This window comes from Streptomyces sp. NPDC111520 (genome assembly GCF_055635295.1).
In genome coordinates this window covers 577,349-602,627 of sequence record NZ_JBVKBW010000002.1, presented here as the reverse complement: position 1 = coordinate 602,627, position 25,279 = coordinate 577,349, and the positions used below count along the sequence as shown (strand labels likewise).

Here is a 25,279-nt window from a genome sequence, read left to right as displayed (position 1 = left end):
AAACAGAACTAAACACAATGAACCACAACGCAACAGCAACGTCAACGGAGACCCCGTTGCGGGGAGTGATCGAACCATGCAAAACCTGGCAGAAGGGCTACGGCTCCCGACCAACGCGCTCGACTACTCGATCCTTGCGATCTACTTCGTGGTCGTCCTCGGCATCGGCTTCGCCGCCCGCCGCGCCGTCCGGACCAGCCTCGACTTCTTCCTGTCCGGCCGGTCGCTGCCCGCCTGGGTCACCGGTCTCGCGTTCATCGCCGCCAACCTGGGTGCCACCGAGATCCTGGGCATGGCCGCGAACGGCGCACAGTACGGCGCCTACACGGTGCACTGGTACTGGATCGGCGCCATCCCGGCCATGGTGTTCCTCGGCCTGGTGATGATGCCGTTCTACTACGGCTCCAAGGTCCGCTCCGTGCCCGAGTTCCTGCTGCACCGCTTCGGACCGGCCTCGCACCTGCTCAGCTCGATCATCTTCGCGGTCTCCGCACTGCTCATCGCGGGCGTCAACCTCTACGCCATGGCGATCGTGCTGGAGGCGCTGATCGGCTGGCCGCAGTGGGTGGCGATCGTCGTCTCGGGCTTCTTCGTGCTCTTCTACATCACCCTCGGCGGCCTCTCCTCGGCCATCTACAACGAGGTGCTGCAGTTCTTCGTGATCCTCGCGGCGCTGATCCCGCTCACCGTCGTCGGCCTCAAGCGGGTCGGCGGCTGGTCCGGGCTGACGGACTCGCTCACCGACTCCCACGGCACGGCCTTCCTCTCCGCCTGGGACGGCACGGGCATCGGTTCGCCCAACCCGCTGGGCGCCAACTGGCTGACCATCGTGCTCGGTCTCGGCTTCGTCCTCAGCTTCGGTTACTGGACGACCAACTTCGCCGAGGTGCAGCGCGCCCTGTCCGCGAAGAACCTCTCGGCCGCCCAGCGCACCCCGCTCATCGCCGCGTACCCCAAGCTCTTCATCCCGCTGATCGTGGTCCTGCCGGGGCTGATCGCGCTCGTCATGGAGCCCGGCATCGGCAAGCCGGGCAGCGGGCTCCAGTACAACGACGCGATCCCGGTGCTCATGCGCGACCTGCTGCCCAACGGCGTCCTCGGGATCGCGATCACCGGCCTGCTCGCCGCCTTCATGGCCGGCATGGCGGCCAACGTCTCGTCCTTCAACACCGTCTTCACGTACGACATCTGGAGCGCCTACGTACGGCCCGGCCGCCCCGACCGGTACTACGTCACCGCCGGCCGCGTGGTGACCGCGATCGGCGTGCTCATCGGCATGGGCACGGCCTTCATCGCCTCGTCCTTCAGCAACATCATGAACTACCTGCAGACGCTGTTCTCGTTCTTCAACGTGCCGCTGTTCTGCGTCTTCATCCTCGGCATGTTCTGGAAGCGCTCCACCGCCGCGGCCGGCTTCTGGGGACTGCTGAGCGGCACGGTCGCCGCGATGGTCAACTACTTCTGGTTCTACAAGGGCGGCCTGATCTCCATCCCCAGCGACCAGGGCGCCAACTTCGTCTCCGCCATCGCCGCCTTCGTCGTCGGCGCGGTGGTGATGGTCCTCGTCTCCTGGTTCACCCGGCCCAAGCCCGTCGAGTCGCTGGCCGGACTGGTCTACGGGACCACCGCACCCGGCATGGCCGAACCGCCCGCCAGGGGCGACGACGCCTGGTACCGCAGGCCCGCGCTGCTCGGCTGGGGCGCCGTCCTCCTCGCCGTGCTGTGCTACATCCCCTTCTCCCTGTGAGGTGACCCGTCGTGAGCGAGTACGGCAACGAGTCGGACTTCCAGCACCGCATCCAGGACCTGGAGCACAAGTCGGCCTCGGCGGCACGCCTGTTCGACGTGCGCCGCGTCATCGGCGGCCTCTTCGTGGTCTACGGGGTGATCGTGACCGTGGCCGGGATCACGGCCTCCGACGCGGACATCGCCAAGGCCCAGGGCATCAACATCAACCTCTGGACCGGGATCGGCATGCTGGTGCTGGGGCTGCTCTTCCTCCTGTGGATGAAGCTCAGCCCCCCTCCTCCCCCGCCCGCTCCTGAGGAGACGCCTGAGCAGGGATCGCACCGCCCGGGAGGTGGTGGCTGACCCGGTCCAGCAGACCCGTGCGGGCCGCCAGCGCGGCGGCCTCCAGCCGCGAGCCCACCCCCAGCTTCATCAGCACCCGCTGCACGTGCGTACGGGCGGTGCTCGGCGCGATCCGCATGCCGGCCGCGATCAGCCGGGTGTCCTCGCCCTCCGCGACGCGCAGCAGCACCTCGACCTCGCGCGGGGTGAGCATCTGCAGCAGCCGGGTGCCCTCGTCGTCCGGCTCGGCCACCGGGTTGAGCAGGTCGGCGAAGGCACCCTGCAACAGCGCGGGCGCCACGGCCACCTCGCCGGCGCGCGCCTTGGCCATCGCCCGCTCGACGCCCTCGATCCGCTCGTCGTGCCGTACGTAGCCGGACGCCCCGGCGGCGAACGCGGCGGCTATGCCCCGCGGGTTGGGCACCGGCCCGAGGACCAGCACGGCGACGCCCGGCCGCTCCCGCTTGATGCGGACGACCGCGTCGAAGGCACCCGGCTCGGCCGGCGCGGCCGTCCCGATCAGGCACACCTCGGGCGAGCGGCTCAGCACGAGATCCGCCGCGCCCGACGCGGGCGCGGCTGCCGCGAGCACCCGGTGCCCGCGCAGCTTCAGCGCCGAGGCGAGCGCCTCGGCCAGCAGACGATGGTCGTCGACGACGACGAGCCGTACGCCCATGGGCGTCCCCCTCATCCCCCCATGGACTGGTGCGGACCTGCCCACCGAGTCCAAGCCGGTCCCCTTTCACATGCCGTGGCGAAGCCCGTCCGGCATACCGCCTGTGCCCCCGCGGCGGGCCCGGGCCATGCCCGGGAAGGTACACGCTTGTTCGACGCTTTGCGCCCCCTACTCGGCAGAAGCCTCCCTAAATCCGCATTATCTCCAAACATGGCCGACTTGCGACCGGCTGTGCGTGTTTGAGTTGGCGGCGCGCGTCGCGGCGCGTCGGCGCACGGGCGGCGGCACGTCGGCGGCGGGTCCCCGGTCAGCCGAAGGCGGCGATGGAGCGGTCCGTCAGGTTGGCCGAGGCGGAGATGTGGTCGGAGGTCAGGAAGAAGTGGTCCTTGTACAGCCACCGGCCCGAGTCGCTGTCGAGGAAGTCGTTCTCCATGTCCTTGCCGCTCTCCGGCAGTTCCATGAACAGGCTGAACGCACGGGTCGCGGGGTCGAGCCGCACCAGGCGGCCCGGCTTGTCGTAGGTGTTCTTCTGGTAGGCCACGACCTTGCCGCCGCTCATGCCGACGATCTTGAGCTCGCGCTCCTCGTCGGGCTTGGCCAGCCACTTCGGCTTGCCGGTGACGAGGTCGAGCGCGGCGATCTCGTTGGTCTGCGAGTAGGAGGCGCCGCTGCCCGAATGGGTCTTGGTGGGGAGGTAGATGGTCGTGCCGTCCACGGCGACGTTGGTGCACCGGTTGTCCTCGCACCGGATCCGGTACGTCGCATCGGCGCCGCCCGCGCCCAGCGAGATACGGCTCTTCATCTTGCCGCCGTCCAGGTACACGATGTCGGTCAGGGTTGCGCCGCCGGCCGCCAGGCCGACGACGACCGGGTCCGTGGAGATGACGTTGTAGACCTCGCTGCCGTTCGGCACCTGCCAGGACCACTTCTTGGCGCCGCCCTCGCCGAGGCCCTGCACGTACTCGTCACCGCCGAAGCCGCCGCACTCGACGACCGCGATCAGCGCGGTGCCGCCGTGGTAGCCCTTGTCGGTGCACTCGGAACCGGCCTTGGGCGTCCACAGCACCGCACCGGTGCTGATCCGGTACGCGACCGAACCGCCGATCCAGGACACGGCCGCGGTGTCGCCCGTGAGCGCGATCTGCGAGTAGCTGTGCGAGGTCCGGCCGTTCGGGCTGGGCAGCTTCTTCGCCCACAGCTTCCGGCCCTTGGCGATGTCGACGGCGATCACGCTGTCGCAGTCCGTGCCGTACTGCAGTACCAGGCGGTCGTTCGCCGGCGACTCCGGACCCGGGCAGGAGTCGCCGGACAGGGGGATCGACCAGTTCTCCTTGCCGCTGTCGATGTCGAAGGAACGCAGCGCGTCCGGCATCGTCTTGACGACCGCGTTGCCGGTGAACCACGCCTCCGCCACCGGGGCGGTGATCTCGGACTTGGGCGGCCGCACCGCCCGCTTGTCCCACAACGCCCGCGCCTTGAGCGGCCCGTCACCGGCCGGCCGGCTGCTGCCGCCCTTCGCCGGGGTGTCCGCGGGCCCGTCGTCGTCCCCGCCCGTGGTCGCCAGGAAGACACCCGCGCCGACGACCAGGACCGCCGCGATCGCCGCGGCCACGATCCCGACCACCTTGCCGTTGCCGCGCTTCGGCGGCTGCGGGTACTGCGGGTACGGCTGGTAGCCGTACCCGGGCAGCGGCTGGGTCGGCGCCTGGGCGTACGGGTTGGGCCCGTACGGACCCGGCGGCGGAGGCGGCGGCTGCCGGCCCTGCGGCTGCGCCGGCGGCTGGGCGTACGGGTTCGGCTGCTGCGGCGGGTAACCGTACTGAGGCGGCTGCGGCCCGAATCCGGGCTGGTTGCCGGGGGGAGGCGGCGGCTGCGACATCAGCGGCACCTTTCGGGCACAGGCGTTCGGGGCGGACGGTGACCCTCTTTGTACCACCGGTCACACACCGTTCCGCCCCCGCGCCCGAGGACCGTTACGGCACTGCTACTCGACCTGTTCGCAGCGCACCGGGCTCAGGCCGCCGAACTGTTCGCCTCAGTCCGGATCGAAGTGGCCGGGACGCCGGCGTCATCCGGATCGGCCGCTTCGAGCCGACGGCCCCGAACCCCGGCACGTCCGTGTGTGGACCTGCGGGGCGTACGGAGCCGTCCTGGACCGGGACATCCACGCGGCGGTCGACGCTGCCAGGGCGCCGGACCGGCGGTGTCAGCCCGTGCGGGAGCAGGCGGCGATCCCCGGCCTCCGGGCCGGGGAGGACGTCAGACCTCGTCCGCCAGCTCCAGCCAGCGCATCTCCAGTTCCTCGCGCTCGGCGGCCAGCGACCGCAGTTCCAGGTCGAGTTCGGCCACCTTCTCGAAGTCGGTGGCGTTGTCGGCGATGGCGATGTGCAGCTTCGACTCCCTCTCGGCGATCTTGTCCAGCTGCCGCTCGACGCGCTGCAGTTCCTTCTTGGCCGCGCGGCTGTCGCCGCCGCCCTTGGGCTTGGCCGGGGCGGGCGCGGGGGCGGCCGCCTCGACGGCCGCACGGCGGCGCTCCAGGTACTCGTCGATGCCGCGCGGCAGCATGCGCAGCGTCGCGTCGCCGAGCAGGGCCAGGACCCGGTCGGTGGTGCGCTCCAGGAAGTACCGGTCGTGGGAGATGACCACCATCGAGCCGGGCCAGCCGTCGAGCAGGTCCTCCAGCTGGGTCAGGGTCTCGATGTCCAGGTCGTTGGTGGGCTCGTCGAGGAAGAGCACGTTGGGCTCGTCCATCAGCAGCCGCAGCAGCTGGAGCCTGCGGCGCTCACCGCCGGAGAGGTCGCCGACCGGGGTCCACTGCTTCTCGTTGGTGAAGCCGAACTTCTCGCAGAGCTGACCGGCCGTCATCTCCCGGCCCTTGCCGAGGTCGACGCGGCCGCGCACCGACTCCACCGCCTGCAGCACCCGCAGCGCCGGGTCGAGTTCGGCTACCTCCTGCGACAGGTAGGCCAGCCGCACGGTCCTGCCGACCACCACCTTGCCCGCCACGGGCTGCTTCTCGCCCTCGCTGACGGCGGCGTCCGCGAGCGCCCGCAGCAGGGAGGTCTTGCCGGCGCCGTTGACGCCGACCAGGCCGATCCGGTCGCCCGGGCCCAGCTGCCAGGTCAGGTGCTTCAGCAGCACCTTGGGCCCGGCCTGGACGGTCACGTCCTCCAGGTCGAAGACGGTCCTGCCGAGCCGGGTCGTGGCGAACTTCATCAGCTCGGCGTTGTCGCGCGGCGGCGGCACGTCGGCGATCAGCTCGTTGGCGGCCTCGATGCGGAAGCGCGGCTTGCTGGTGCGGGCGGGGGCGCCGCGGCGCAGCCAGGCCAGTTCCTTGCGCATCAGGTTCTGCCGCTTGACCTCCTCGGTCGCGGCGATCCGCTCGCGCTCGGCGCGGGCGAAGACGTAGTCGCTGTAGCCGCCCTCGTACTCGTGGACGTCACCGCGCTGCACGTCCCACATGCGGGTGCAGACCTGGTCCAGGAACCAGCGGTCGTGGGTCACGCACACCAGGGCCGAGCGGCGCGCCCGCAGATGGCCCGCCAGCCAGGAGATGCCCTCGACGTCGAGGTGGTTGGTGGGCTCGTCGAGCACGAGCAGGTCCTGCTCGGCGATGAGCAGCTTCGCCAGCGCGATCCGCCGGCGCTCGCCTCCGGACAGCGGCGCGATCACGGTGTCCAGCCCCTGCGGGAAGCCGGGCAGGTCCAGCCCGCCGAAGAGCCCGGTGAGCACGTCCCGGACCTTGGCGTCGCCGGCCCACTCGTGGTCCGCCCGGTCGCCGACCACCTCGTGCCGGACGGTGGCCTGCGGGTCCAGGCTGTCGTGCTGCGTCAGCACGCCGAGCCGCAGGCCCGAGGTGTGCGTCACGCGGCCGGTGTCCGGCCCCTCCAGCTTCGCCAGCATCCGGATCAGGGTGGTCTTCCCGTCGCCGTTGCGGCCGACGACACCGATGCGGTCGCCCTCCGATACGCCGAGCGAGATCCCGTCCAGCAGGGTGCGCGTTCCGTACACCTTGCTGACGGACTCGACGTTGACCAGGTTGACGGCCATGGGACTCCTGTCACTACGAACGAACGACCTCCCAGGGTAGTGCGGCCCTCCCGTCCCCCGTGCCCGGCCGTCCCCGGCGGGCACCCGTGCGGGTGGGCCCGCCCGCTTCCGGCGTCCCCGCGCGCCCGGGCCCCGCACACTGCGCGGGGTCGCCATGCGCCCTGCGTCCGGCGCGCGGCTCCTTCGAGTGATCGGCGACCGTACGACGGGCATGAACACATCCTGATCAGCGAGTACGGAAAGCCCGCCGCCGCGCTCATCCCGATAAGCGAACTCGAGGAGCTCCAGCGACTTCGCGATGCGGCGGAGGCCGCCGAGGCGGCGGCCCGCGAATCGGCGCCCACCGGCCCCGCGATGACGCATGACGAGTTCATGGCCCGCTGGGAGGACGAGGACCGTCGGGCTGCGGCCCCGTGACCCACGCCGTCGTCCGGCAGCACCAGGGCATGGACGAATTCCGTCGCCTGCGCCTCCTCGATCCGGTGGGCGCCAAGGAGTGCGCGGCTGCCGTCCGGGATGCGGCCGGGGCACGTCGCGTGCGCTGACGTCGGGCTCAGACCCTGGCGCGGCCCGCGCGTTCGACCAGGGCCCAGCCGGCGGCGGCCATGAGGACGGCGGCCGGGGCCGTGACGCGGAAGGCGATCAGGGTGGCCGAGTGGCCGTCGAGGAGGCCGCCGAAGCCGACGGCGGACAGGCCGAGGACGCCGAGGAGCGCGAGGGCGACGCCGAGGGCCGCGCCGGGGCCGGACAGGGGCGTGCCCCGCCGGGCGGCCGGGACGGAGGGGGCCGCGGGGCGTTCGGCGCGGCGGAAGACGGCGACCAGGGCGGCGGTGAGGGCGGTCGCGGCCGCCACGCGCAGGGGCGCCTGGGCCCACCAGGGGGCGGTGGCCGGGGCGGGCAGCGTGCCGCCGAGCGAGATCAGCGCCCCGTACACGGCGAGCATGGCGGTGAGGTGCCAGAGGAACGCCGTCATCGCGATGCCGTTCGCGGCGACCACGCCGTGCCACACGCGGGGCCGCCGCAGCAGGCGCGCGGCGGGGCGGCGCAGCAGTTCGACGGCGCCGACGAGCCACACGCCGTGGCAGAGCAGGGCGAGCGTGGGCGGCGCCATGTTGGAGATCCGCTCGCCCGGCATGCCCACCATGGACAGCGGGTACGGCCCGAGGGCGACCAGCGCGACCGCCCCGGCCGGCCCGCAGGCCGCCATGGCCGCGGGGCGCCGCAGCCGGCCGTCCGCGCGCAGGAAGCCGAGCTGGTGCACCGCGAGCCACACGAACGCGAAGTTCAGGAACGGCACGTAGGGCACGGCGGTGGTGAAGCGCAGTACGTCCACCACGACCGCCCCGGCCGCGAGCGCGGCGAAGGCCCCCCAGCCGTACCGCTCGTGCAGCCGCAGCAGCGGCGGGGTGAAGGCGACCATGCCGAGGTAGATCCCGATGAACCACAGCGGTTGCGCCACCAGCCGCGCCGCCACGTCCGGCACCGGGAGCAGCAGCGCGCCCGCGCCCCACACCGCGACGAACAGCATCGTCGGCCGCAGCAGCCGGCGCAGCCGGGCCCGCAGGAAGTCCGCGTAGCCGCCGCCGGATCGCGCGACGGAGCGGTACGAGAGCGCGTGCGAGAAGCCGCCGACGAAGAAGAACACCGGCATGACCTGGAGCACCCAGGTCAGCGGTTGCAGCGCCGGGCGCACCGCCAGCAGGTTGCCGACCTCGACTCCCCCGCCGGCCCCGGTGGTCACCGCCGCCATCAGCCAGTGCCCCAGCACGACCGTGGCCAGCGACGCCACCCGCAGGAAGTCGACGTAGCGGTCCCGAGCCGCGGGCGTGGCCGCGGCCGTCTCTCCGGCTGTCATCCCCATGGCGGCACGATCCCGCGCCGGGGCGTCGCGGCGTCAGGCCCGTCCTACTCAACTCGCCCCGGGGACGGGTGAGTACGGGTACTCAGAGCAGGGTGGCGCCCTGCGCGGGGCCGGTGGTGACCCGGACCGCGCGGCAGGTGCCGGAGCCGGCGAGGGCACCGGCGACGGCGTGCGCGGTCTCGGCGTCCTTGGTGAGGAAGGCGGTGGTGGGACCGGAGCCGGAGACCAGGGCGGCCAGGGCGCCGGCCTCGGTGCCCGCGGCGAGGGTGGCGGCCAGCGAGGGCCGCAGGGACAGCGCGGCCGGCTGCAGGTCGTTCGCCAGGGAGGCGGCGAGGGCGCCGGCGTCACCGCCGCGCAGGGCGTCCAGCAGGGCGGCGGACGCCTCCGGCTCGGGCACCGCGGCGTCGCCTCGCAGCCGGTCGCACTCGCGGTAGACCTCGGGGGTGGACAGGCCGCCGTCGGCGACGGCGAAGACCCAGTGGAAGGTGCCGCCGGTCTCCAGCGGCTCCAGCAGCTCTCCCCGCCCGCGGCCGAGCGCTGCGCCGCCGACCAGGCTGAAGGGGACGTCGCTGCCGAGCTCCGCGCAGATCTCCAGCAGCTCCTCGCGGCTCGCGCCGGTGCCCCACAGCGCGTCGCAGGCGACGAGGGCGCCCGCGGCGTCGGCGCTGCCGCCGGCCATGCCGCCCGCGACGGGGATGTCCTTGTCGATGTGGATGTGGACGCGCGGCTCCAGGCCGTGCCGTGCGGCGAGCGCGACGGCGGCGCGGGCGGCGAGGTTGCTCCCGTCCACCGGGACCTGGTCGGCGTCCGGGCCCGCGACGGTGATCCGCAGCTCCTCGGCGTGGGCGACGGTGACCTCGTCGTACAGGCCGACGGCGAGGAAGACGTTCGCCAGGTCGTGGAAGCCGTCGGGGCGGGGCCCGCCCACCGCGAGCTGGACGTTGACCTTGGCGGGGACGCGGACGGTCACGGACGCGGGGCGGCGGGTCACTGGCGCGGTTCTCCTCGGTGCGTGGGTCGTGCGGTGCGCGGCGCGTGCGGGAACGGGACGTCGCGGTCCGGGGGCACGGCGGCGCCCCCATTGTGCCCCCTGCTACCGCCGGGGAACGGCGGGCCCGCCGTGCTCGGCGATGGCCGCGAACTCCTCGACGGTCAGCGACTCCCCGCGGGCCTGCGGGGAGACCCCGGCGGCGACCAGCGCCTCCTCGGCCGCGGCGGCCGAGCCCGCCCAGCCGGACAGCGCGGCGCGCAGCGTCTTGCGGCGCTGCGCGAAGGCGGCGTCCACGACGGCGAAGACCTGCTCGCGGGAGGCGGTGGTGACCAGCGGCTCCTTGCGGCGGACCAGCGAGACCAGCCCGGAGTCGACGTTCGGGGCGGGCCAGAAGACGCTGCGGCCGATGGCCCCGGCCCGCTTCACCTCCGCGTACCAGGCCGCCTTCACCGAGGGCACCCCGTACACCTTGGAGCCGGGACCGGCGGCCAGCCGGTCGGCCACCTCGGACTGCACCATCACGAGGGTGCGCTCGATGCTCGGGAAGGTCGCCAGCATGTGCAGCAGCACCGGGACGGCCACGTTGTACGGCAGGTTGGCCACCAGCGCCGTGGGCGGCGGCCCGGGCAGCTCCTCGACGCGCAGCGCGTCGCTGTGCACGAGCGCGAAGCGGCCGGCCCGGCCGGGCAGGCGGGCGGCGACGGTCGAGGGGAGGGCGGCGGCGAGGACGTCGTCGATCTCGACGGCGGTGACGTGCTCGGCCACCTCCAGCAGCGCCAGCGTGAGCGAACCGAGCCCCGGGCCGACCTCGACGACCACGTCGTCGGGCCGGACGTCCGCGGTGCGCACGATGCGGCGCACCGTGTTCGCGTCGATGACGAAGTTCTGGCCGCGCTGCTTGGTGGGGCGGACGCCCAGCGCGGCGGCCAGCTCACGGATGTCGGCGGGGCCGAGCAGGGCGTCGTCGGCGGGACCGGAGTGGTCGGTGGTGCTCACCGCTCAAGGGTATCCGTGCCCGGCGGGCCATCCCCCGGACCGGCCCTCGCCCCCGGACCGGCTCCCCCGGCTGACGCGGGGAAGGCCGGGCCAGGGCGCCGTCCCGCTCCGGCACGGTGGCCTCGCCGTGCGCCGTCACCGGGATCCTGGCGTCCCCGGCCGCTGGCCGGTCACCGACCCGGACGACCCGTCGCCGTACCCGGGGGCACCCCCGCGATCGGAGGCGCCCCGGACCGGCCACGACGAGACCGGCTAGGAGTAGAGCTTGCGGCCGCACACCGGCCAGGGGCCGGCGCCGCGCTGGATGTACAGGCGCTTGGCGCGGTACGTCTGCTCCTTGGCCGAGGCGTCCTGTGGGCGACCGTGGCCGCCCAGGTTGCGCCAGGTGCGCTTGTCGAACTGGTAGAGGCCGCCGTAGGTGCCGGAGGCGTCCACCGCGTTCGGCCGGCCGCCCGCCTCGCACTGGCCGAGGGCCTTCCAGTTGAGGTGGTCGGCGCCCTCGACGCTGTCGGGGAGCGGCTTGGTGCCGACGCGCACGACCTGCCGCACCGGCTCGCGCAGCACCTCCTCGGCCACGCGGCGCGGCTTCTGCCGGACCCCGTCGACCGTGCGGTGCGCGTACGTGACCCGGCGCAGCCCGTTCCTGCCCCGGGTGTCTACGGCGGTGGTGCCCTCGAACAGCGTGGGGTCCTCCGTCCGCTCGACGCGGAACGGCACCGGCTCCTCGTGCGTCTCGTCGTGGCCGCGGATGCGCTTCACGGCGATCGTCTGGCCCTCGCGGGGGAAGCTGTCGGGGTCGGCGGAGGTGGCGTCCAGGCCGTGCAGCGCGATGCCGGCGTCGTGCAGCGCCTCGCCGACGGTGGCGGCGTTGGTGCGGACCGGGCGTTCGTGCCCGTCGACGAGGAAGGTCACCTGCCGTTCGGTGCGGACGTCGAGTTCCAGCCCGTGCCGCCCGATGGCCTCGCCGCGGGAGGCGGACAGGTAGGCGCCGTCCGCGCGGACGCCCAGCTGGCGCAGGGCGCCGTCGACGGTGCCGGCCGTGGTCCAGATCCGCCGTGGCCTGCCGTCGAGGGTCAGCGCGACCGGTCGGCCGAAGCGGACGGCGATGGTGTCGCCGTCCCGCAGTTCGGCATCGGGGCCGGGCGCGACGATGTCGTGGTCGCCGACCTCGATGCCCTGGCGCTGCAGCAGTTCCTCGACGCTCCCGGCGAAGGTGTGCAGGACGCGTGGCCGGCCGTCCACGCTGAGCTGCACGGCCTTGCCGCCGACCAGGTAGGCGGTGCTGCCGCCCGCCAGGCAGGCGACGACGAGGGCCCGGGGCAGCAGCCTGCTCAGCGTGTCGGGGCGCCGTGCGGCGCGCCTGCGCCGGGTGGCCGCGCGCCCCGGACGCGGTTCGGCGTCCTCGGCGGCGGGGGCCGTACCCGGTGTCCCGCGGTCGGGGCCCTCCGCGGAGGACCGTGTTCCGGCCCGCGTCGTGCCCGCCTTGCTCCTGTTGCTCACGGCGTACCTCCGGCCCGGCCCGATTCGGGCCGAACCGGGACCATAGCGGAGGATTCATCACTCCCCCAAGCCGAACGGTCACGCCGTGTCGCCGGTACGGGTGCCCACCGCACCGCTCGCTGCCGTGGTCAGCGGGCCCCCGCCCCGGATGCGGTGGGCACCGAGGGGTCGCGGCGGCGGTCCGGAATCGGACACCCGGCGTTACGCCGACCGCGCGACGCGGCGTCAGTAACCGAAGGCGCGGGCGGTGTTGGCCCCGATGGCCGCGGCGAGGTCGTCCTCCGCGGCGCCCCGGGCGGCGGCCATGGCCCGCACCGTGACCGGGATCAGGTACGGGGCGTTGGGCCGGCCCCGGTGCGGGACGGGGGTGAGGAAGGGCGCGTCGGTCTCGACCAGGAGCAGTTCCGCGGGGGCGACGGCGACCGCGTCGCGCAGGTCCTGGGCGGACTTGTAGGTGACGTTGCCGGCGAAGGACATGTAGTAGCCCTTGTCCGCGCAGAGCTTGGCCATCTCCGCGTCGCCGGAGTAGCAGTGGAAGACGACGGTGCCGGGCGCGCCCTCCTCGTCGAGGATGCGCAGCACGTCGGCGTGGGCCTCGCGGTCGTGGATGACCAGGGCCTTGCCGTGCCGCTTGGCGATGTCGATGTGACGGCGGAAGGAGTACTGCTGGGCCTCGACGCCCTCGGGCCCGGTGCGGAAGTAGTCCAGTCCGGTTTCGCCGACGCCGCGCACCTGGGGCAGCGCGGCGAGGGCGTCGATCTCCGCGAGGGCGGCGTCCAGGGCGGGCAGACCGCCCGCCTCGCGGGCCCCCTGGCGCGACCATCCGTCCGGGTCCCCGTGGACGATCCTGGGAGCCTCGTTGGGGTGCAGGGCGACGGCCGCCCACACGGCGTCGTACGCGTCCGCGGTGCGTGCCGCCCAGTGGGAGCCGTCGACGTCGCAGCCGACCTGGACCACGGTCGTCACGCCGACCGACGCCGCCTTCGCCAGCGCCTCCTCGACGCTGCCCTCCTGCATGTCGAGGTGGGTGTGGGAATCCGCCACCGCGACCGCGAGCGGTTCGGGGAGGGGAGGGGCGGCGGACGCGTCCTTCTTGGGGCGCTGGCTCTGGCTCTGCTCGGGCATGCACCCGATCCTAGGCGGGCGGCACGGCGGCTCCGCCCGGCCTAGTGGTCGTCCCTCCTGCGGTGCAGCAGGTTGCGGGGCGACCAGTGCCGCGCCCGGCGCTCGGCGCCCTCCACCGCGGACGAGGCCGGTACCCGGCGCATGTCGGAGGCGGCGGGCAGGGGCCCGGCGGTCGCGGTGGCCGACCAGGACCCGGCGACATCGGAGACCTGTCCGGCCCGCATGATGCGGACCTTGTGGCTCTCGCACTCCACGCACGTCGGCCGGGTCAGCGGGGACGGCACACGCTTGCCGTCCGCCATGTACCAGACGACCTCGCGACCCTGTGCGTCGACGTGGTGCTCGATCTCGTACGCCTGCTCCCATCCTCGGCCGCAGCTGATGCAGACGAAGGCGTACGCCTCACGAACCGTGCCATCGGTTCCGATGGTCTCGCTCATGGCAGCTCCTGATGCCCTCCGGACGAGGCGTCCGGAGCGGGACTTCCCTCTACCAGCGAACGCCCGGCAGGGCGTCGGCGACAGCGGCGGTGCCCATTCTTGAGCCAGTTTTGGGGTGTGTGTGACGCGGGGCCGATCGGGCGGCCCAGGTTTTTCCCTCTCCTACGATAGGACTTTGCACCGTGCCGCGTTTAGCCGGTTGTGGGACGGTTCGCGGCGTGCTTCGCGGAGACCACGGCGTCGAAGACCTCCCGCTTGGGCAGCCCCGCCGCGGCCGCCACGGCCGCGATCGCCTCCTTGCGGCGCTCGCCCGCCTCCTCGCGGACCTGGACCCGGCGCACCAGCTCGGTGGCGTCCAGCTCCTCCGGCCCGGTCTCCGGGGCTCCCTCCACCACGACCGTGATCTCCCCGCGCACCCCTTCGGCGGCCCAGGCCGCCAGCTCCTCCAGGGTGCCGCGCCTGACCTCCTCGTAGGTCTTGGTCAGCTCGCGGCAGACGGCGGCCCGGCGCCCGGCGCCGAAGGCCTCGGCCATCGCGGCGAGGGTCTCGGCGAGGCGGTGCGGGGCCTCGAAGTACACCAGCGTGCGGCGCTCCCCGGCGGCCTCGCCGAGCCGGGCCCGCCGCTCACCGGCCTTGCGGGGCGGGAAGCCCTCGAAGCAGAAGCGGTCCACGGGCAGGCCGCTGAGGGCGAGCGCGGTCAGCACGGCGGACGGGCCCGGGACGGCCGTCACGCGGATGTCCCGCTCGACGGCCGCCGCGACCAGCCGGTAGCCGGGGTCGGAGACCGAGGGCATTCCGGCGTCGGTGACGAGCAGCACCCGGGCGCCGTCCTCCAGCGCCGTGACCAGCTCCGGGGTGCGGGCCGACTCGTTGCCCTCGAAGTACGACACGACCCGGGCGGTGGTGGTCACGCCCAGGGACTGGGTGAGCCGGCGCAGCCGCCGGGTGTCCTCGGCGGCGATCACGTCGGCCCCGGCCAGCTCCGCGGAGAGCCGCGGCGGTGCGTCGGCGACGTCGCCGATGGGGGTCCCTGCGAGTACGAGTACGCCTGCGGCCGGTCCTGCGGAGCTAGTCACCGCCCCAGTCTCCCACCCGCCGCGGGCCCGCCCGGGCCCGCGCGATCCCCGCGGCGGCGCGGCGGCGTACCCCCGGTTGGCCCGGTCCTCAGCACATACACATGCGGCTTCCCTACGATGGCCCGGTGACGAGTGACACCGCGACGCACGCCCACCGGGTCGAGGACGCACCGAAGGCCGCGGAGGAGCAGAGCCCCTGGCAGCGGCGGCTGCGCCGCTACGGCTACGCGGACCGCCCACGCGCCGACGTGCGCGAGCGCCTGGTCGCGCCGTTCCCCGAGCCGGGGACACGGGTGTGGGCCGCGCTCGGCGTGGGCCCGGCGGCGGCGTCACGGCTGGCCCGCTGGACGGGCTGGGGCGGTCCGCTGCTGGTGGCGCTCTTCGCCGGACTGCTGCGCTTCTGGAACCTGGGCAGCCCGCGCGCGGTGATATTCGACGAGACGTACTACGCGAAGGACGCCTGGTCGCTCCTGCAGTACCGCTACGAGGGGAGCTGGCCGGACAAGGCCAACGAGCTGATCCTCGCCGACCCGCCCTCCATCCCGCTCTCGGACGCCCCCTCCTACGTGGTGCACCCGCCGGTCGGCAAGTGGGTGATCGCCTCCGGGGAGTGGATCTTCGGGCTGAACCCCTTCGGCTGGCGCTTCGCGATGGCCGTGCTCGGCACGCTGTCGGTGCTGATGCTCTGCCGCATCGGCCGCCGGCTGTTCCGCTCCACGGCGCTGGGCTGCCTCGCGGGCGGCCTGATGGCGGTCGACGGCCTGCACTTCGTGATGAGCCGCGTCGCCCTGCTCGACCTCGTCGTCATGTTCTTCGTGCTGGCCGCCTTCGGCTGTCTGCTGATCGACCGCGACCGGGCGCGGGCCCGGCTCGCCGCCGCCCTCCCCGAGGGCCGCCCGGACGACCGCGTCGCCTCCTTCACGTGGCTGGGCCTGCGCCCCTGGCGGATCGCGGCCGCGATCTGCCTGGGCCTGGCCATCGGCACCAAGTGGAACGGCCTGTACGTCCTGGCGTTCTTCGGCGTCCTCACCGTGCTGTGGGACGCCGGCGCCCGCCGCGTGGCCGGCGCACGCTACCCCCGGCTCACGGCGTTCTGGCTGGACGGGCTGTGGGCGGGGATCTCCATGCTCGGCGTCGCCGTCGTGACGTACCTGGTGACCTGGCTCGGCTGGTTCACCACCGCCAAGGGCTACGACCGCGACTGGGCCAAGGGCGACGGCGGCTTCCTCTCGAACGCCTGGGCGGCGCTGCGCAGCCTGTGGCACTACGAGTCGCAGGTCTACGACTTCCACGTCAACCTGCACTCCCCGCACACCTACCAGTCCAACCCGTGGAGCTGGCTGGTCCTGGGCCGCCCGGTGTCGTACTTCTACGAGTCCCCCAAGTTCGGCAAGGACGGCTGCACCGCGGTCGGCGGCTGCGCCCGCGAGGTGCTCGCCATCGGCACCCCGCTGCTGTGGTGGGCCGGGTGCTTCGCCCTGCTGTACGTCCTGTACCGCTGGATCTTCCGCCGCGACTGGCGCGCCGGCGCGATCGCCTGCGGCGTCGCAGCCGGTTACCTGCCGTGGTTCCACTACCAGGAGCGGACGATCTTCCTCTTCTACGCGGTCGTCTTCGTGCCGTTCCTCTGCCTCGCGGTCGCGATGATGCTCGGCGCGATCCTCGGTCCCCCCGGTTCCAGTGAACGCCGCCGCATGTGGGGCGCGGTCGGCGCGGGCACCCTGGTGCTGCTGATCGTCTGGAACTTCATCTACTTCTTCCCGCTCTACACCGGGCAGACCATCCCCATGGACGCCTGGCGCGACCGCATGTGGCTCGACACCTGGATCTGACCCGGCCACCCCGCGCGGCGGGGCCACACCGCGGGCGGACCTCGGCACGCCGGCACCGAGCGCAAGGGGTGGCGCTGGACCGTCGAGGGAAGGGCGTCCGGTGGACCGGGAAACTGCCCGACGGATGCGTCGGTGCCCCGGTGTTCACGGTCGTTCCCGTGGAGGGCGACAGCTTCAGGCTGGTCTGCGTGGGCCTGGCGCTGTCCGGCACCGGCGGGCGGCATCCGGTCGCCACGTTCGACCGCATTCGCGCCGCACTGCGGACCTGGGAGCCGGACGGCGACGCCCCGGTGACGGCCCGGACGAAGCGCCGCTGGTGGCAGCGGGGCCGCTGACCTGGCCGGTGACCGTTTGCAGGGGGGAGGGCGCGGACCTAGCGTGAACCCCGAGGGAATGTCACGTATGTCCGCCCCCGATCGCAGCGTGCCCGGTAAAGCGTCGGCGCTCGACAGCGCCGGCGCAGCTTTGGCGGTGGTCGACGCCGGCGGGGTCCTGGTCCGCTGGACCGAGGTCGCCCGCAGGCTGCTGGGGTACACGGCGGAGGACGTGCTGGGCCGGGATGCCACGATGCTGCTGGACGCGCCGGGCCGCGGCCCGCGGGGGTTCACCGGCGAGTGGGCCGGGCCGGCCGCGCTGCGGCACCGTGACGGCGGGCGGCTGGACGTGGACCTGCGGGTGACCGGACTGCCGGGGGCGGCGGGCACGGTGGACTGGCTGGTCACGACGGCCGGGGTGCGCCCGTCCGTACTGGAGTCGGCCTGCGAGCTGAGCCCCTTCCCGATGGCGATCTGGGACAGCGACCTGCGCACCGCCTGGCTGAACGACGCCCTGGCCGAGAAGTTCGGCCTCTCCCGGGAGGAACGCCTGGGACGGCACCTGGACGAGTCGCCGCTCTACTCCAACACCGAGCAGGTCGAGTCGCTGCTGCGCGAGGTCCTGGAGAGCGGCGTCCCGGTGATCGACCGGGAGCTGGACCAGCTGGACCGGTTGCGGCAGCGCGCGTACGCGCTCTCCGTCTTCCGGATCGAGGACGTCCGCCACGGCCTGCCGGGCGTCTGCTCGGTGAACGTGGACGTCACGGAGAGCCGGCGGGCCAGGGACCGCATGACCGTGCTCGGCCGCGCGGCGAGCAGCATCGGGACCAACCTGGACGTCCTGCAGACCGCGCAGGACCTCGCCGACCTGCTGGTGCCGCTGCTCGCCGACTACGCGACGATCGACCTCGCGGAGTCGGTGCGGCTCGGCAACGCCCCGCTCACCCGGCTCGGCGTGATGGAGGGCGGCAACGTCCCCGTCTTCCACCGGGCGGGGATCGCCTCCGTCCACGACGACTTCCGGGAGTCGCTCTACGCGCGCGGCAGCCCCGTCTTCGTCCCCCCGCACTCGCCGTTCATCGAGGTGCTGCGCTCCGGCCGGACGTACATGGAGACGGAACTGGACACCGAGCCCGGCACGTGGCTGGAGGAGGACGCGCAGCGGCTGCAGCGGGTCCTCGACGTCGGGATGCACAGCCTGCTGATCCTGCCGGTGCACACGCGGGACGAGATCCTCGGTGTCGCCGTGCTCGTCCGCAGCGAGAACCCCACGCCGTTCGACGAGAACGACAGGACGCTCGCGGAGGAGCTGGTCAGCCGGGCCGCGCTGAGCCTGGACAACGCCCGCCGCTACACGCGCGAGCACACCATGGCACTGACGCTGCAGCGCAGCCTGCTCCCCCGTAACCCCAGCGCCGGGTTCGCCCTGGAGACGATCTGGCGCTACCTGCCGGCGGACACCCAGGACGGCGTGGGCGGCGACTGGTTCGACGTGATCCGGCTGTCCGGCGCCCGGGTGGCCCTGGTCGTCGGGGACGTCGTGGGCCACGGCCTCAACGCCGCCGCGGCCATGGGACGCATCCGCACGGCGGTGAGTACCCTCGCGAGCCTGGAGCTGCCGCCCGACCGGCTGCTGGCCGCGCTGGACGACCTCGTCGTACGGCTGGGCTTCGAGGACTTCGACGAGGGTTCCCCCGCCGCCGGCATCCTCGGCGCCACCTGCGTGTACGCGGTCTACGACCCCATCGAGGAGCGGCTGACCATCGCCCGGGCCGGGCATCCGCCGCCCGCGGTCGTCACCCCGGACGGCACGGCGGCCTTCCCGGAGATGCCCTCCGGGGCGCCGCTGGGCGTGGGCCTGCGGTCCTTCCCGTCGGTCGACCTGGAGCTGCCCGCGGGAAGCGTGATCGCCCTGTACACCGACGGGCTCGTCGAGACCCGGGACGGCGACATCGACGAGGGGCTGGAACGCCTGCGGACGGCGCTCACCCGGCCGCCGGGGACCTCGCTGGAGGACCTGTGCGACGGGGTGGTCGACCTGCTGCCCACGAGCGGCCAGGACGACGACGTCGCGCTGCTGCTCGCCAGGACCTGCAGCTTCAGCGCCGACCGGGTGTTCAGGGTGGAGGTGCCCGCCGATCCGGCCGCCGTCGGAGCGGTGCGGTCCGAGGCGGCCCGGCAGTTGTCCGCGTGGGGGCTGGACCGGGTGCGGGGGGCCGCCGAGCAGATCGTCGGGGAACTGCTGGCCAACGCCGTACGGCACGGGGCGGGACCCGTGCGGCTGCGGCTGGTCCGGCACATGAAGCTGTCCTGCGAGGTCTTCGACGCCGGTCCCGGCCCGCCGCTGCCACGCCGCCCCGAACCGACCGACGAGGGCGGCCGGGGCCTGGTGATCGTGGCGGAGCTGTGCACGCGGTGGGGCGTCCGCAGGACCGGGGAGGGCAAGATCGTCTGGGCGGAACTGGCCCTCACGGACGAGGAGCGGCTCCCGCCCGGGCCGGAAAGGTGACCCGCCGGTAGGGGCCCTGACCGGCGGACTTTCCCGTGCCATGGGAAGCGCGTGCTGAAGCTGTGACCCGGTCGGGCACCCCGGCTCCACCCGCGTCCCGTAGAGTGCGCTTGCACTGCCACGTTTTTGAACATGTTCAGGGGGACCACGGGGAGGGTCGGTGCCATGCGCCGAGGAGTGAAGCTGGGGATCGTCGCCACGCTGACCGCGGGACTGGTGGGAACCGCCGCGTACGGGGCGTACAACATCTACGACGGGCTGGCCGGGGGCGGCGGCTTCTCCGCGGAGGCCGCGCCGGTCGAGACCGGGCCGCCCACCGCGGCCGAGGTGAAGAAGACCGCCGCGGACTTCCTGGCCGCGTGGGCCAAGGGGGACACCACAGCGGCGGGGGCGCTCACCAACGACGCGACGACGGCCTCCACGGACCTGGCCGCCTACCGGCAGGACGCGCACGTCGCCCGCGTACGGCTGACACCGGGCACCCCCCAGGGGGACGTCGTGCCGTTCAAGGTCGTGGCCTCGCTCTCCTACAAGGGCAAGACCTCCACGTGGACGTACTCGTCGAAGCTCACCGTCTTCCGCGGCGAGACCACCCACCGCCCCCTCGTCGACTGGCAACCGGCGGTGATGCACCCCAAGCTGACGGAGGGTCAGTCACTGGAGACCGGTGAGGCCAGCTCACCGCCGGTGGACGTCGTCGACCGCAACGGCAAGGTCCTGGACGCCGACGACTACCCCTCGCTGGCCTCGGTGCTGCCGCAGCTCCGCGAGCGCTACGGCGCCAAGCTCTCCGGCGGCAAGCCGGGCATCGAGACCTGGGTGAACGGCGGCGACGGCCCCGGCCAGACACTGCACGTGATCGCCGAGGGCACACCGGCGAAACTCCCCACCACCTTGGACGCGCGCGCCCAGAAGGCCGCCGAACAGGCCGTCAAGAACAAGAGCCAGTCGTCGGTCGCGGCGGTCAAGGCGAGCACCGGCGAGATCCTCGCCTTCGCCAACAACCCGTCGACCGACAACAACAACGCCTTCAACGCGCAGGTCGCGCCCGGATCCACCTTCAAGGTCGTCACCGCCACCGCGCTGCTGGAGAAGGGCGTGACCCCGGGCACCCCGGCGCCGTGCCCGGCGACCGCGAACTACGACAACGGCAAGATGTTCCACAACGTGGAGAGTTCCTCCGACCCGTCGGCCACCTTCCAGCGGGACTTCGCGATCTCCTGCAACACCGGCTTCATCAAGCTCGCCGGACGGCTCGACGAGTCCTCGGTCCCCTCGGTCGCGCAGCGCTACTACGGCTTCGGCCAGACCTGGAACGTCGGCGTCCCCGCCTGGGACGGCCGCGTTCCCGGCGGCCCGGGCGACGAGATGACGGAGGAGATGATCGGCCAGGGCCAGATACAGATGAGCCCGCTCAACATGGCCTCCATCGCCGCCACCGTGCAGAACGGCGTGTTCCGCCAGCCCCGGCTGGTGGCCGCCGGCTTGATCGAGGGCCCCCTCGCCAAGGCCCGCAGCGGCCTGCCGTCCGGCGTCCGCGGCAACCTCAAGTCGATGATGCGGCTGACCGCGTCGAGCGGCACCGCCGCGGGCGCGATGCGCGGGGTCTACGGCGACGTCGGCGCCAAGACCGGCTCCGCGGAGGTCGGCGGCCAGGAACAGCCCAACGGGTGGTTCGTCGCGTTCCGCGGTGACGTCGCGGCCGGCGGGATGGTGCTGGAGGGCGGGCACGGCGGCGACTCCGCCGGGCCGATCGTGGCCTCGGTGCTCAAGGCCTCCTCGTGACCCGCCCGCAAATGGCTTGGCCCCCGCGCCCCGCCGGGGACTAGCGTGCCGGACATGTCGACTTCAGCTGCAGCCCATCCCCGGTTCGCGGAAGCGCTCACCGCGCTGGGCCTCCGGGTACCCGTGCGCGCCTTCCCCGACGCGACCCGCACCGCGGCGCAGGCCGCCGCGGCCGTCGGCTGCGAGCTCGGCCAGATCGTCAAGTCCCTGGTCTTCACGGCGGACGGGGTCCCGGTCCTGGTCCTGATGGACGGCGCCTCCCGGGTCGACGTGGAACGGGTCCGCGCCGAACTCGGCGCGACGCAGGTGCGCCGGGCCGACGCGGACCTGGTGCGCGAGACGACGGGGTACGCCATCGGCGGCGTACCCCCCTTCGGGCACCGCACGCGGACCACCGTCCTCGCCGACCGGGGCCTGCTGGAGCACGCGACCGTGTGGGCGGCCGCCGGCACCCCGCACACCGTCTTCCCCATGGCCCCCGCCGAACTCGTCGGGCACGCCGGGGCGACCCTCGCCGACGTCCGCGAACGCACCGCGTGACACCGCTGATCGCGGCGGCCGTCCTGCTCGCGGCCGTCACCCACGCGGCCTGGAACGCCATCGCCCACGGCATCAAGGACCAATTGGTCGCGTTCACCCTCGTCGGGGGCGGCGGAGCGCTCTGCGGCGCGGCCGTCGCCGGGTTCGCGCCACTGCCCGCGGCCGGCGCCTGGCCCTACCTGGCCGCGTCGGTGGGGATCCACATGGCCTACATGTACCTGCTGATGAAGTCCTTCACGCTGGGCGACTTCGGGCAGGTCTACCCCATCGCGCGGGGCGTCGCCCCGATGGTCGTGACGCTGCTGGCGGCGGTCTTCGTGGGCGAGGTGCCGGACGCCCTGCAGACCGCGGGCGTCCTCGTCGCCTCCGCCGGGCTCGGCGGGGCCGCCCTGTGGGGCATGCGGGGCCGCCGCAAGGACTGGCCGGCGGTCGGCGCGGCCGTGGGCACCGGCCTGACCATCGCGGCGTACACCGTGGTCGACGGCGTCGGCGTCCGCGCGTCCGGCACGGCCCTCGGGTACGTCGCCTGGCTCCTGCTCGTCCAGGGCGTCCTGCTCGTGTCCTGCGCCCTCGCGGTGCGCGGCGCGGCGCTCCCCGCGCAACTGCGCCCGGTCGCCGGCCGCGGCCTGCTCGGCGGGGCGCTGTCCATGTCCGCCTACGGCCTCGTCCTGTGGGCCCAGACGCGCGGTGACCTCGCCCCCATCGCGGCCCTCCGGGAGACGTCCATCATCGCGGGGGCGGTCATCGGGGCGGTGTTCTTCAAGGAGCGGCTGGGGCGGTCCCGGGTCGTGGCGGCGTTGCTGGTCGTTGCGGGGATCGGCCTGATGCTTCACGTGTGACCGGGTCGGTTGTGGTTGCGGCCGGTTGTCGTGTGCGGGTTGTTTGCGCCTGCGGCGGGCCCGCACACAACAACCGGGCAGCCCGCCGGAGGCGTCAATCCAGCGCGGAGCGGAACGATGCCGCGTTCACAAGGATCCCCCCGTCCACGGGCAGCGTGAGCCCCGTGATCCAGGACGCGTCGCCGGAGGCGAGGAACGCGACCGCCGCCGCGATGTCACGGGGCTCGCCGACCCGCCCGAGGGGATAGACCCCCGCGAGGCGGTCGAGCGCGTCCTCGCGCCCCGCCCAGGCGGGCGTCCGCACCGTGCCGGGGGCGACGAGGTTGACCCGGACGCCGCGTCGGGCGGCGTGCACGGCCAGCGTGCGGGTCAGGGAGGCGAGCCCCGCCTTGGCGGCGCTGTAGGCGTGGTTGCCGAAGTTCATGTGCCCGTTGACGGAGCCGATGCTGACGATCGCCCCGCGCCCGCCCGCCTCCGCCAGCAGCGGCAGCGCCGCGCGGGCGCAGCGCATGGCCCCGGTGAGGGTGACCTCCAGGTCCTCGTACCACTCGGCGTCCGGGACGTCCTCGAACCGCGGCGGGTCCACGTGGCAGGCGTAGGCGTTGTTGACCAGCACGTCGAGCCGCCCGAAGCGTTCGACGGCGTACGCCATGGCGGCGTCCACCGCGGCCTGGTCGACGACGTCGCAGCGCACCGCCGCTGCCCGGCCGCCGGTCTCCTCGGCGAGGGCCTCCGCCGTCGCCGCGGCACGGTCCGCGTCCAGGTCGGCCAGCAGGACGTCCGCGCCCTCGGCCATCAGGCGCCGGGCGGTCGCCGCGCCGATGCCCTGGGCGCCCCCGGTGACGACGGCGACGTGTCCCTCGAACCTGCGCATCGGGTCATCTCCCGCCGGCGAGCGATTGAAAGGCGCTGCCCTCTCGCCTCCTTACTCGCGCGTAGCGTAACGTGCCTGCACACCCAAGGGGAGCGGAAAGGCACACCATGGCGCTGGACGCGGACGTCATCGTCGTCGGAGCTGGACTGGCCGGTCTGGTCGCGACCGCCGAGCTGGCCGACGCGGGCCGCAAGGTCCTCCTGCTGGACCAGGAGCCGGAGAGCAACCTGGGCGGCCAGGCGTTCTGGTCCTTCGGCGGGCTGTTCCTCGTCGACTCCCCCGAGCAGCGCCGGATGCGGATCAAGGACAGCCGCGAACTCGCCCTGCAGGACTGGATGGGCACCGCCGGCTTCGACCGCCCCGAGGACCGCCGGCCGCGCGAGTGGGCCGAGGCGTACGTGGACTTCGCCGCAGGCGAGAAGCGGTCGTGGCTGCACGCGCAGGGAATGAGGTTCTTCCCGGTGGTCGGCTGGGCGGAGCGCGGCGGCTACCTCGCGACCGGGCACGGCAATTCGGTGCCCCGCTTCCACATCACGTGGGGCACGGGCCCGGGCATCGTGGCGCCGTTCGAGCGCCGGGTGCGGGAGGCCGTCGACAGGGGCCTGGTGGAACTGCGCTTCCGGCACCGCGTGACGGCCCTGACGACGACGGGCGACGCGGTGGACGGCGTGGCGGGCGAGATCCTGGTGGACAGCGACGCCGAGCGCGGCCAAGCGAGTTCGCGGGAGATCCGGGCGGAGTTCCAGCTCAAGGCGCAGGCGGTGATCGTCACTTCGGGCGGCATCGGCGGCAACCACGAACTGGTGCGCGCGGCCTGGCCGGAGCGGCTGGGCACGCCGCCGCGCAAGCTGCTGTCGGGCGTTCCGGCCCATGTGGACGGCCTGATGCTGGGGGTCGCCGAGGCGGCGGGGGCGCACCTGATCAACGGCGACCGGATGTGGCACTACACCGAGGGCATCGAGAACTGGGACCCGATCTGGGCCAGGCACGGCATCCGCATCCTGCCGGGCCCGTCGTCCCTGTGGCTGGACGCGACCGGCAGGCGGCTCCCGGTCCCGCTGTTCCCGGGCTTCGACACGCTGGGGACGCTGGAGCACATCATGCGGACCGGGCACGAGTACACGTGGTTCGTCCTCACCCAGAAGATCATCGAGAAGGAGTTCGCGCTGTCGGGCTCCGAGCAGAACCCGGACCTGACCGGCAAGAGCGTGCGCGACGTGCTCAAGCGCGTACTGCCGGGGGCGCCCGGCCCGGTCGAGGCGTTCAAGCGGAACGGCGTGGACTTCGTCGTGGCGGACGACCTGCCGGAGCTGGTGCGCGGCATGAACGCGCTCACCAAGGACGACCTGCTCGACGAGACGGCGATGCGCCGTGAGATCGAGGCCCGCGACCGCGAGATCACCAACACCTTCACCAAGGACCTGCAGGTCACCGCGATCCGCGGGGCCCGCAACTACATCGGCGACAAGCTGATCCGCACCGCCGCCCCGCACCGGCTGCTGGACCCGAAGGCGGGCCCGCTGATCGCGGTGCGGCTGAACATCCTGACCCGCAAGTCGCTCGGCGGCATGGAGACCGACCTGGACGCACGGGTGCTGCGCGCCGACGGCGAGCCGCTGCTGGGGCTGTACTCGGCGGGCGAGGCGGCCGGCTTCGGTGGCGGCGGGATACACGGCTACCGCTCGCTGGAGGGGACCTTCCTCGGCGGCTGCATCTTCTCCGGCCGTACGGCGGGGCGCGCCGCCGCGATGGCGACCGCCTGACCGGTCCCCCCGCGCGCCGCCGGTGTGTCCCGACCCCG

The 25,279-nt window shown here is 73.4% G+C and carries 20 protein-coding genes; 9 read left to right on the top strand and 11 right to left on the bottom strand.

Going from position 1 to position 25,279, the window contains the following annotated elements; genetic code table 11:
• Positions 1-76 precede the first annotated feature (76 nt).
• On the top strand, positions 77-1,747 hold the full coding sequence (locus tag ACZ7MY_RS06880) for a sodium:solute symporter family protein (protein ID WP_499600159.1): 1,671 nt from the start codon (positions 77-79) through the stop codon (positions 1,745-1,747).
• An 11-nt stretch (positions 1,748-1,758) separates the two neighbouring features.
• Positions 1,759-2,091, top strand: a complete 333-nt coding sequence (locus ACZ7MY_RS06875; RefSeq protein WP_499600158.1) for a hypothetical protein — start codon at positions 1,759-1,761, stop codon at positions 2,089-2,091.
• Here ACZ7MY_RS06875 and ACZ7MY_RS06870 read toward each other — a convergent pair.
• From ACZ7MY_RS06870 to rsmI, 10 genes are all read right to left on the bottom strand, one after another.
• On the bottom strand, positions 2,015-2,746 hold the full coding sequence (locus ACZ7MY_RS06870) for a helix-turn-helix transcriptional regulator (protein ID WP_499600286.1): 732 nt from the start codon (positions 2,744-2,746) through the stop codon (positions 2,015-2,017). The genes ACZ7MY_RS06875 and ACZ7MY_RS06870 overlap by 77 nt on opposite strands.
• 307 nt (positions 2,747-3,053) lie before the next feature.
• Positions 3,054-4,625 carry an outer membrane protein assembly factor BamB family protein gene (locus ACZ7MY_RS06865; RefSeq protein WP_499600157.1) on the bottom strand — a complete coding sequence of 524 codons (1,572 nt, stop codon included), beginning with the start codon at positions 4,623-4,625 and terminating at the stop codon, positions 3,054-3,056.
• Positions 4,626-5,005: 380 nt separating this feature from the next.
• The gene (locus ACZ7MY_RS06860) at positions 5,006-6,796 is read right to left on the bottom strand and encodes an ABC-F family ATP-binding cassette domain-containing protein (RefSeq protein ID WP_499600156.1); all 1,791 of its coding nucleotides are present in this window, start codon (positions 6,794-6,796) and stop codon (positions 5,006-5,008) included.
• Between the two features lie 553 nt (positions 6,797-7,349).
• Entirely contained in the window at positions 7,350-8,657 is a 1,308-nt protein-coding gene (locus tag ACZ7MY_RS06855; protein WP_499600155.1) for an acyltransferase family protein, read from the bottom strand.
• A gap of 82 nt (positions 8,658-8,739) precedes the next feature.
• Positions 8,740-9,648, bottom strand: a complete 909-nt coding sequence (locus ACZ7MY_RS06850; protein ID WP_499600154.1) for a 4-(cytidine 5'-diphospho)-2-C-methyl-D-erythritol kinase — start codon at positions 9,646-9,648, stop codon at positions 8,740-8,742.
• 102 nt (positions 9,649-9,750) lie between these two features.
• Complete coding sequence (rsmA, locus tag ACZ7MY_RS06845; RefSeq protein ID WP_499600153.1) at positions 9,751-10,644, bottom strand: 16S rRNA (adenine(1518)-N(6)/adenine(1519)-N(6))-dimethyltransferase RsmA; 894 nt, start codon at positions 10,642-10,644, stop codon at positions 9,751-9,753.
• A 252-nt stretch (positions 10,645-10,896) separates the two neighbouring features.
• On the bottom strand, positions 10,897-12,144 hold the full coding sequence (locus ACZ7MY_RS06840) for a resuscitation-promoting factor (RefSeq protein ID WP_499600152.1): 1,248 nt from the start codon (positions 12,142-12,144) through the stop codon (positions 10,897-10,899).
• 225 nt (positions 12,145-12,369) lie between these two features.
• A complete protein-coding gene (locus tag ACZ7MY_RS06835) occupies positions 12,370-13,269 on the bottom strand; it encodes a TatD family hydrolase (RefSeq protein ID WP_499600151.1) in 900 nt (299 codons plus the stop codon).
• 41 nt (positions 13,270-13,310) lie between these two features.
• Positions 13,311-13,709 (bottom strand): hypothetical protein, encoded by a 399-nt coding sequence (locus tag ACZ7MY_RS06830; RefSeq protein WP_499600150.1) that lies wholly within the window; start codon positions 13,707-13,709, stop codon positions 13,311-13,313.
• A 191-nt stretch (positions 13,710-13,900) separates the two neighbouring features.
• Positions 13,901-14,785 carry a 16S rRNA (cytidine(1402)-2'-O)-methyltransferase gene (gene rsmI / locus ACZ7MY_RS06825; RefSeq protein ID WP_499600149.1) on the bottom strand — a complete coding sequence of 295 codons (885 nt, stop codon included), beginning with the start codon at positions 14,783-14,785 and terminating at the stop codon, positions 13,901-13,903.
• 101 nt (positions 14,786-14,886) lie between these two features.
• Between rsmI and ACZ7MY_RS06820 the strand changes: the two genes are divergently transcribed.
• The 6 genes from ACZ7MY_RS06820 (at position 14,887) to ACZ7MY_RS06795 (ending at position 22,604) form a co-directional block, all read left to right on the top strand.
• Positions 14,887-16,617 carry a dolichyl-phosphate-mannose--protein mannosyltransferase gene (locus ACZ7MY_RS06820; protein ID WP_499600148.1) on the top strand — a complete coding sequence of 577 codons (1,731 nt, stop codon included), beginning with the start codon at positions 14,887-14,889 and terminating at the stop codon, positions 16,615-16,617.
• Positions 16,618-16,775: 158 nt separating this feature from the next.
• Positions 16,776-16,952 (top strand): hypothetical protein, encoded by a 177-nt coding sequence (locus ACZ7MY_RS06815; protein ID WP_499600147.1) that lies wholly within the window; start codon positions 16,776-16,778, stop codon positions 16,950-16,952.
• A 67-nt stretch (positions 16,953-17,019) separates the two neighbouring features.
• Positions 17,020-19,440, top strand: a complete 2,421-nt coding sequence (locus tag ACZ7MY_RS06810) for a SpoIIE family protein phosphatase (protein WP_499600146.1) — start codon at positions 17,020-17,022, stop codon at positions 19,438-19,440.
• 165 nt (positions 19,441-19,605) lie between these two features.
• Positions 19,606-21,225, top strand: a complete 1,620-nt coding sequence (locus tag ACZ7MY_RS06805) for a penicillin-binding transpeptidase domain-containing protein (RefSeq protein ID WP_499600145.1) — start codon at positions 19,606-19,608, stop codon at positions 21,223-21,225.
• 54 nt (positions 21,226-21,279) lie between these two features.
• Positions 21,280-21,765, top strand: a complete 486-nt coding sequence (locus ACZ7MY_RS06800; protein WP_499600144.1) for a YbaK/EbsC family protein — start codon at positions 21,280-21,282, stop codon at positions 21,763-21,765.
• Complete coding sequence (locus tag ACZ7MY_RS06795; RefSeq protein ID WP_499600143.1) at positions 21,762-22,604, top strand: EamA family transporter; 843 nt, start codon at positions 21,762-21,764, stop codon at positions 22,602-22,604. Before ACZ7MY_RS06800 ends, ACZ7MY_RS06795 begins: the two co-directional genes overlap by 4 nt.
• A 94-nt stretch (positions 22,605-22,698) precedes the next feature.
• On the opposite strand, the gene ACZ7MY_RS06790 is transcribed toward ACZ7MY_RS06795, so the two are convergent.
• A complete protein-coding gene (locus tag ACZ7MY_RS06790) occupies positions 22,699-23,478 on the bottom strand; it encodes an SDR family NAD(P)-dependent oxidoreductase (protein ID WP_499600142.1) in 780 nt (259 codons plus the stop codon).
• Positions 23,479-23,585: 107 nt separating this feature from the next.
• Here ACZ7MY_RS06790 and ACZ7MY_RS06785 point away from each other — a divergent pair, with 107 nt between their 5' ends.
• A complete protein-coding gene (locus ACZ7MY_RS06785; protein WP_499600141.1) occupies positions 23,586-25,241 on the top strand; it encodes an FAD-binding dehydrogenase in 1,656 nt (551 codons plus the stop codon).
• Positions 25,242-25,279: the final 38 nt, after the last annotated feature.

Coding starts and splice junctions, on each gene's coding strand:
- ACZ7MY_RS06880 (WP_499600159.1), top strand. CDS start 77: ATGCAAAACCTGGCAGAAGGGCTACGGCTCCCGACCAACGCGCTCGAC.
- ACZ7MY_RS06870 (WP_499600286.1), bottom strand. CDS start 2,746: ATGGGCGTACGGCTCGTCGTCGTCGACGACCATCGTCTGCTGGCCGAG.
- ACZ7MY_RS06865 (WP_499600157.1), bottom strand. CDS start 4,625: ATGTCGCAGCCGCCGCCTCCCCCCGGCAACCAGCCCGGATTCGGGCCG.
- ACZ7MY_RS06860 (WP_499600156.1), bottom strand. CDS start 6,796: ATGGCCGTCAACCTGGTCAACGTCGAGTCCGTCAGCAAGGTGTACGGA.
- ACZ7MY_RS06855 (WP_499600155.1), bottom strand. CDS start 8,657: ATGGGGATGACAGCCGGAGAGACGGCCGCGGCCACGCCCGCGGCTCGG.
- ACZ7MY_RS06835 (WP_499600151.1), bottom strand. CDS start 13,269: ATGCCCGAGCAGAGCCAGAGCCAGCGCCCCAAGAAGGACGCGTCCGCC.
- ACZ7MY_RS06830 (WP_499600150.1), bottom strand. CDS start 13,709: ATGAGCGAGACCATCGGAACCGATGGCACGGTTCGTGAGGCGTACGCC.
- ACZ7MY_RS06820 (WP_499600148.1), top strand. CDS start 14,887: ATGCGGCTTCCCTACGATGGCCCGGTGACGAGTGACACCGCGACGCAC.
- ACZ7MY_RS06810 (WP_499600146.1), top strand. CDS start 17,020: ATGTCCGCCCCCGATCGCAGCGTGCCCGGTAAAGCGTCGGCGCTCGAC.
- ACZ7MY_RS06805 (WP_499600145.1), top strand. CDS start 19,606: ATGCGCCGAGGAGTGAAGCTGGGGATCGTCGCCACGCTGACCGCGGGA.
- ACZ7MY_RS06800 (WP_499600144.1), top strand. CDS start 21,280: ATGTCGACTTCAGCTGCAGCCCATCCCCGGTTCGCGGAAGCGCTCACC.
- ACZ7MY_RS06790 (WP_499600142.1), bottom strand. CDS start 23,478: ATGCGCAGGTTCGAGGGACACGTCGCCGTCGTCACCGGGGGCGCCCAG.
- ACZ7MY_RS06785 (WP_499600141.1), top strand. CDS start 23,586: ATGGCGCTGGACGCGGACGTCATCGTCGTCGGAGCTGGACTGGCCGGT.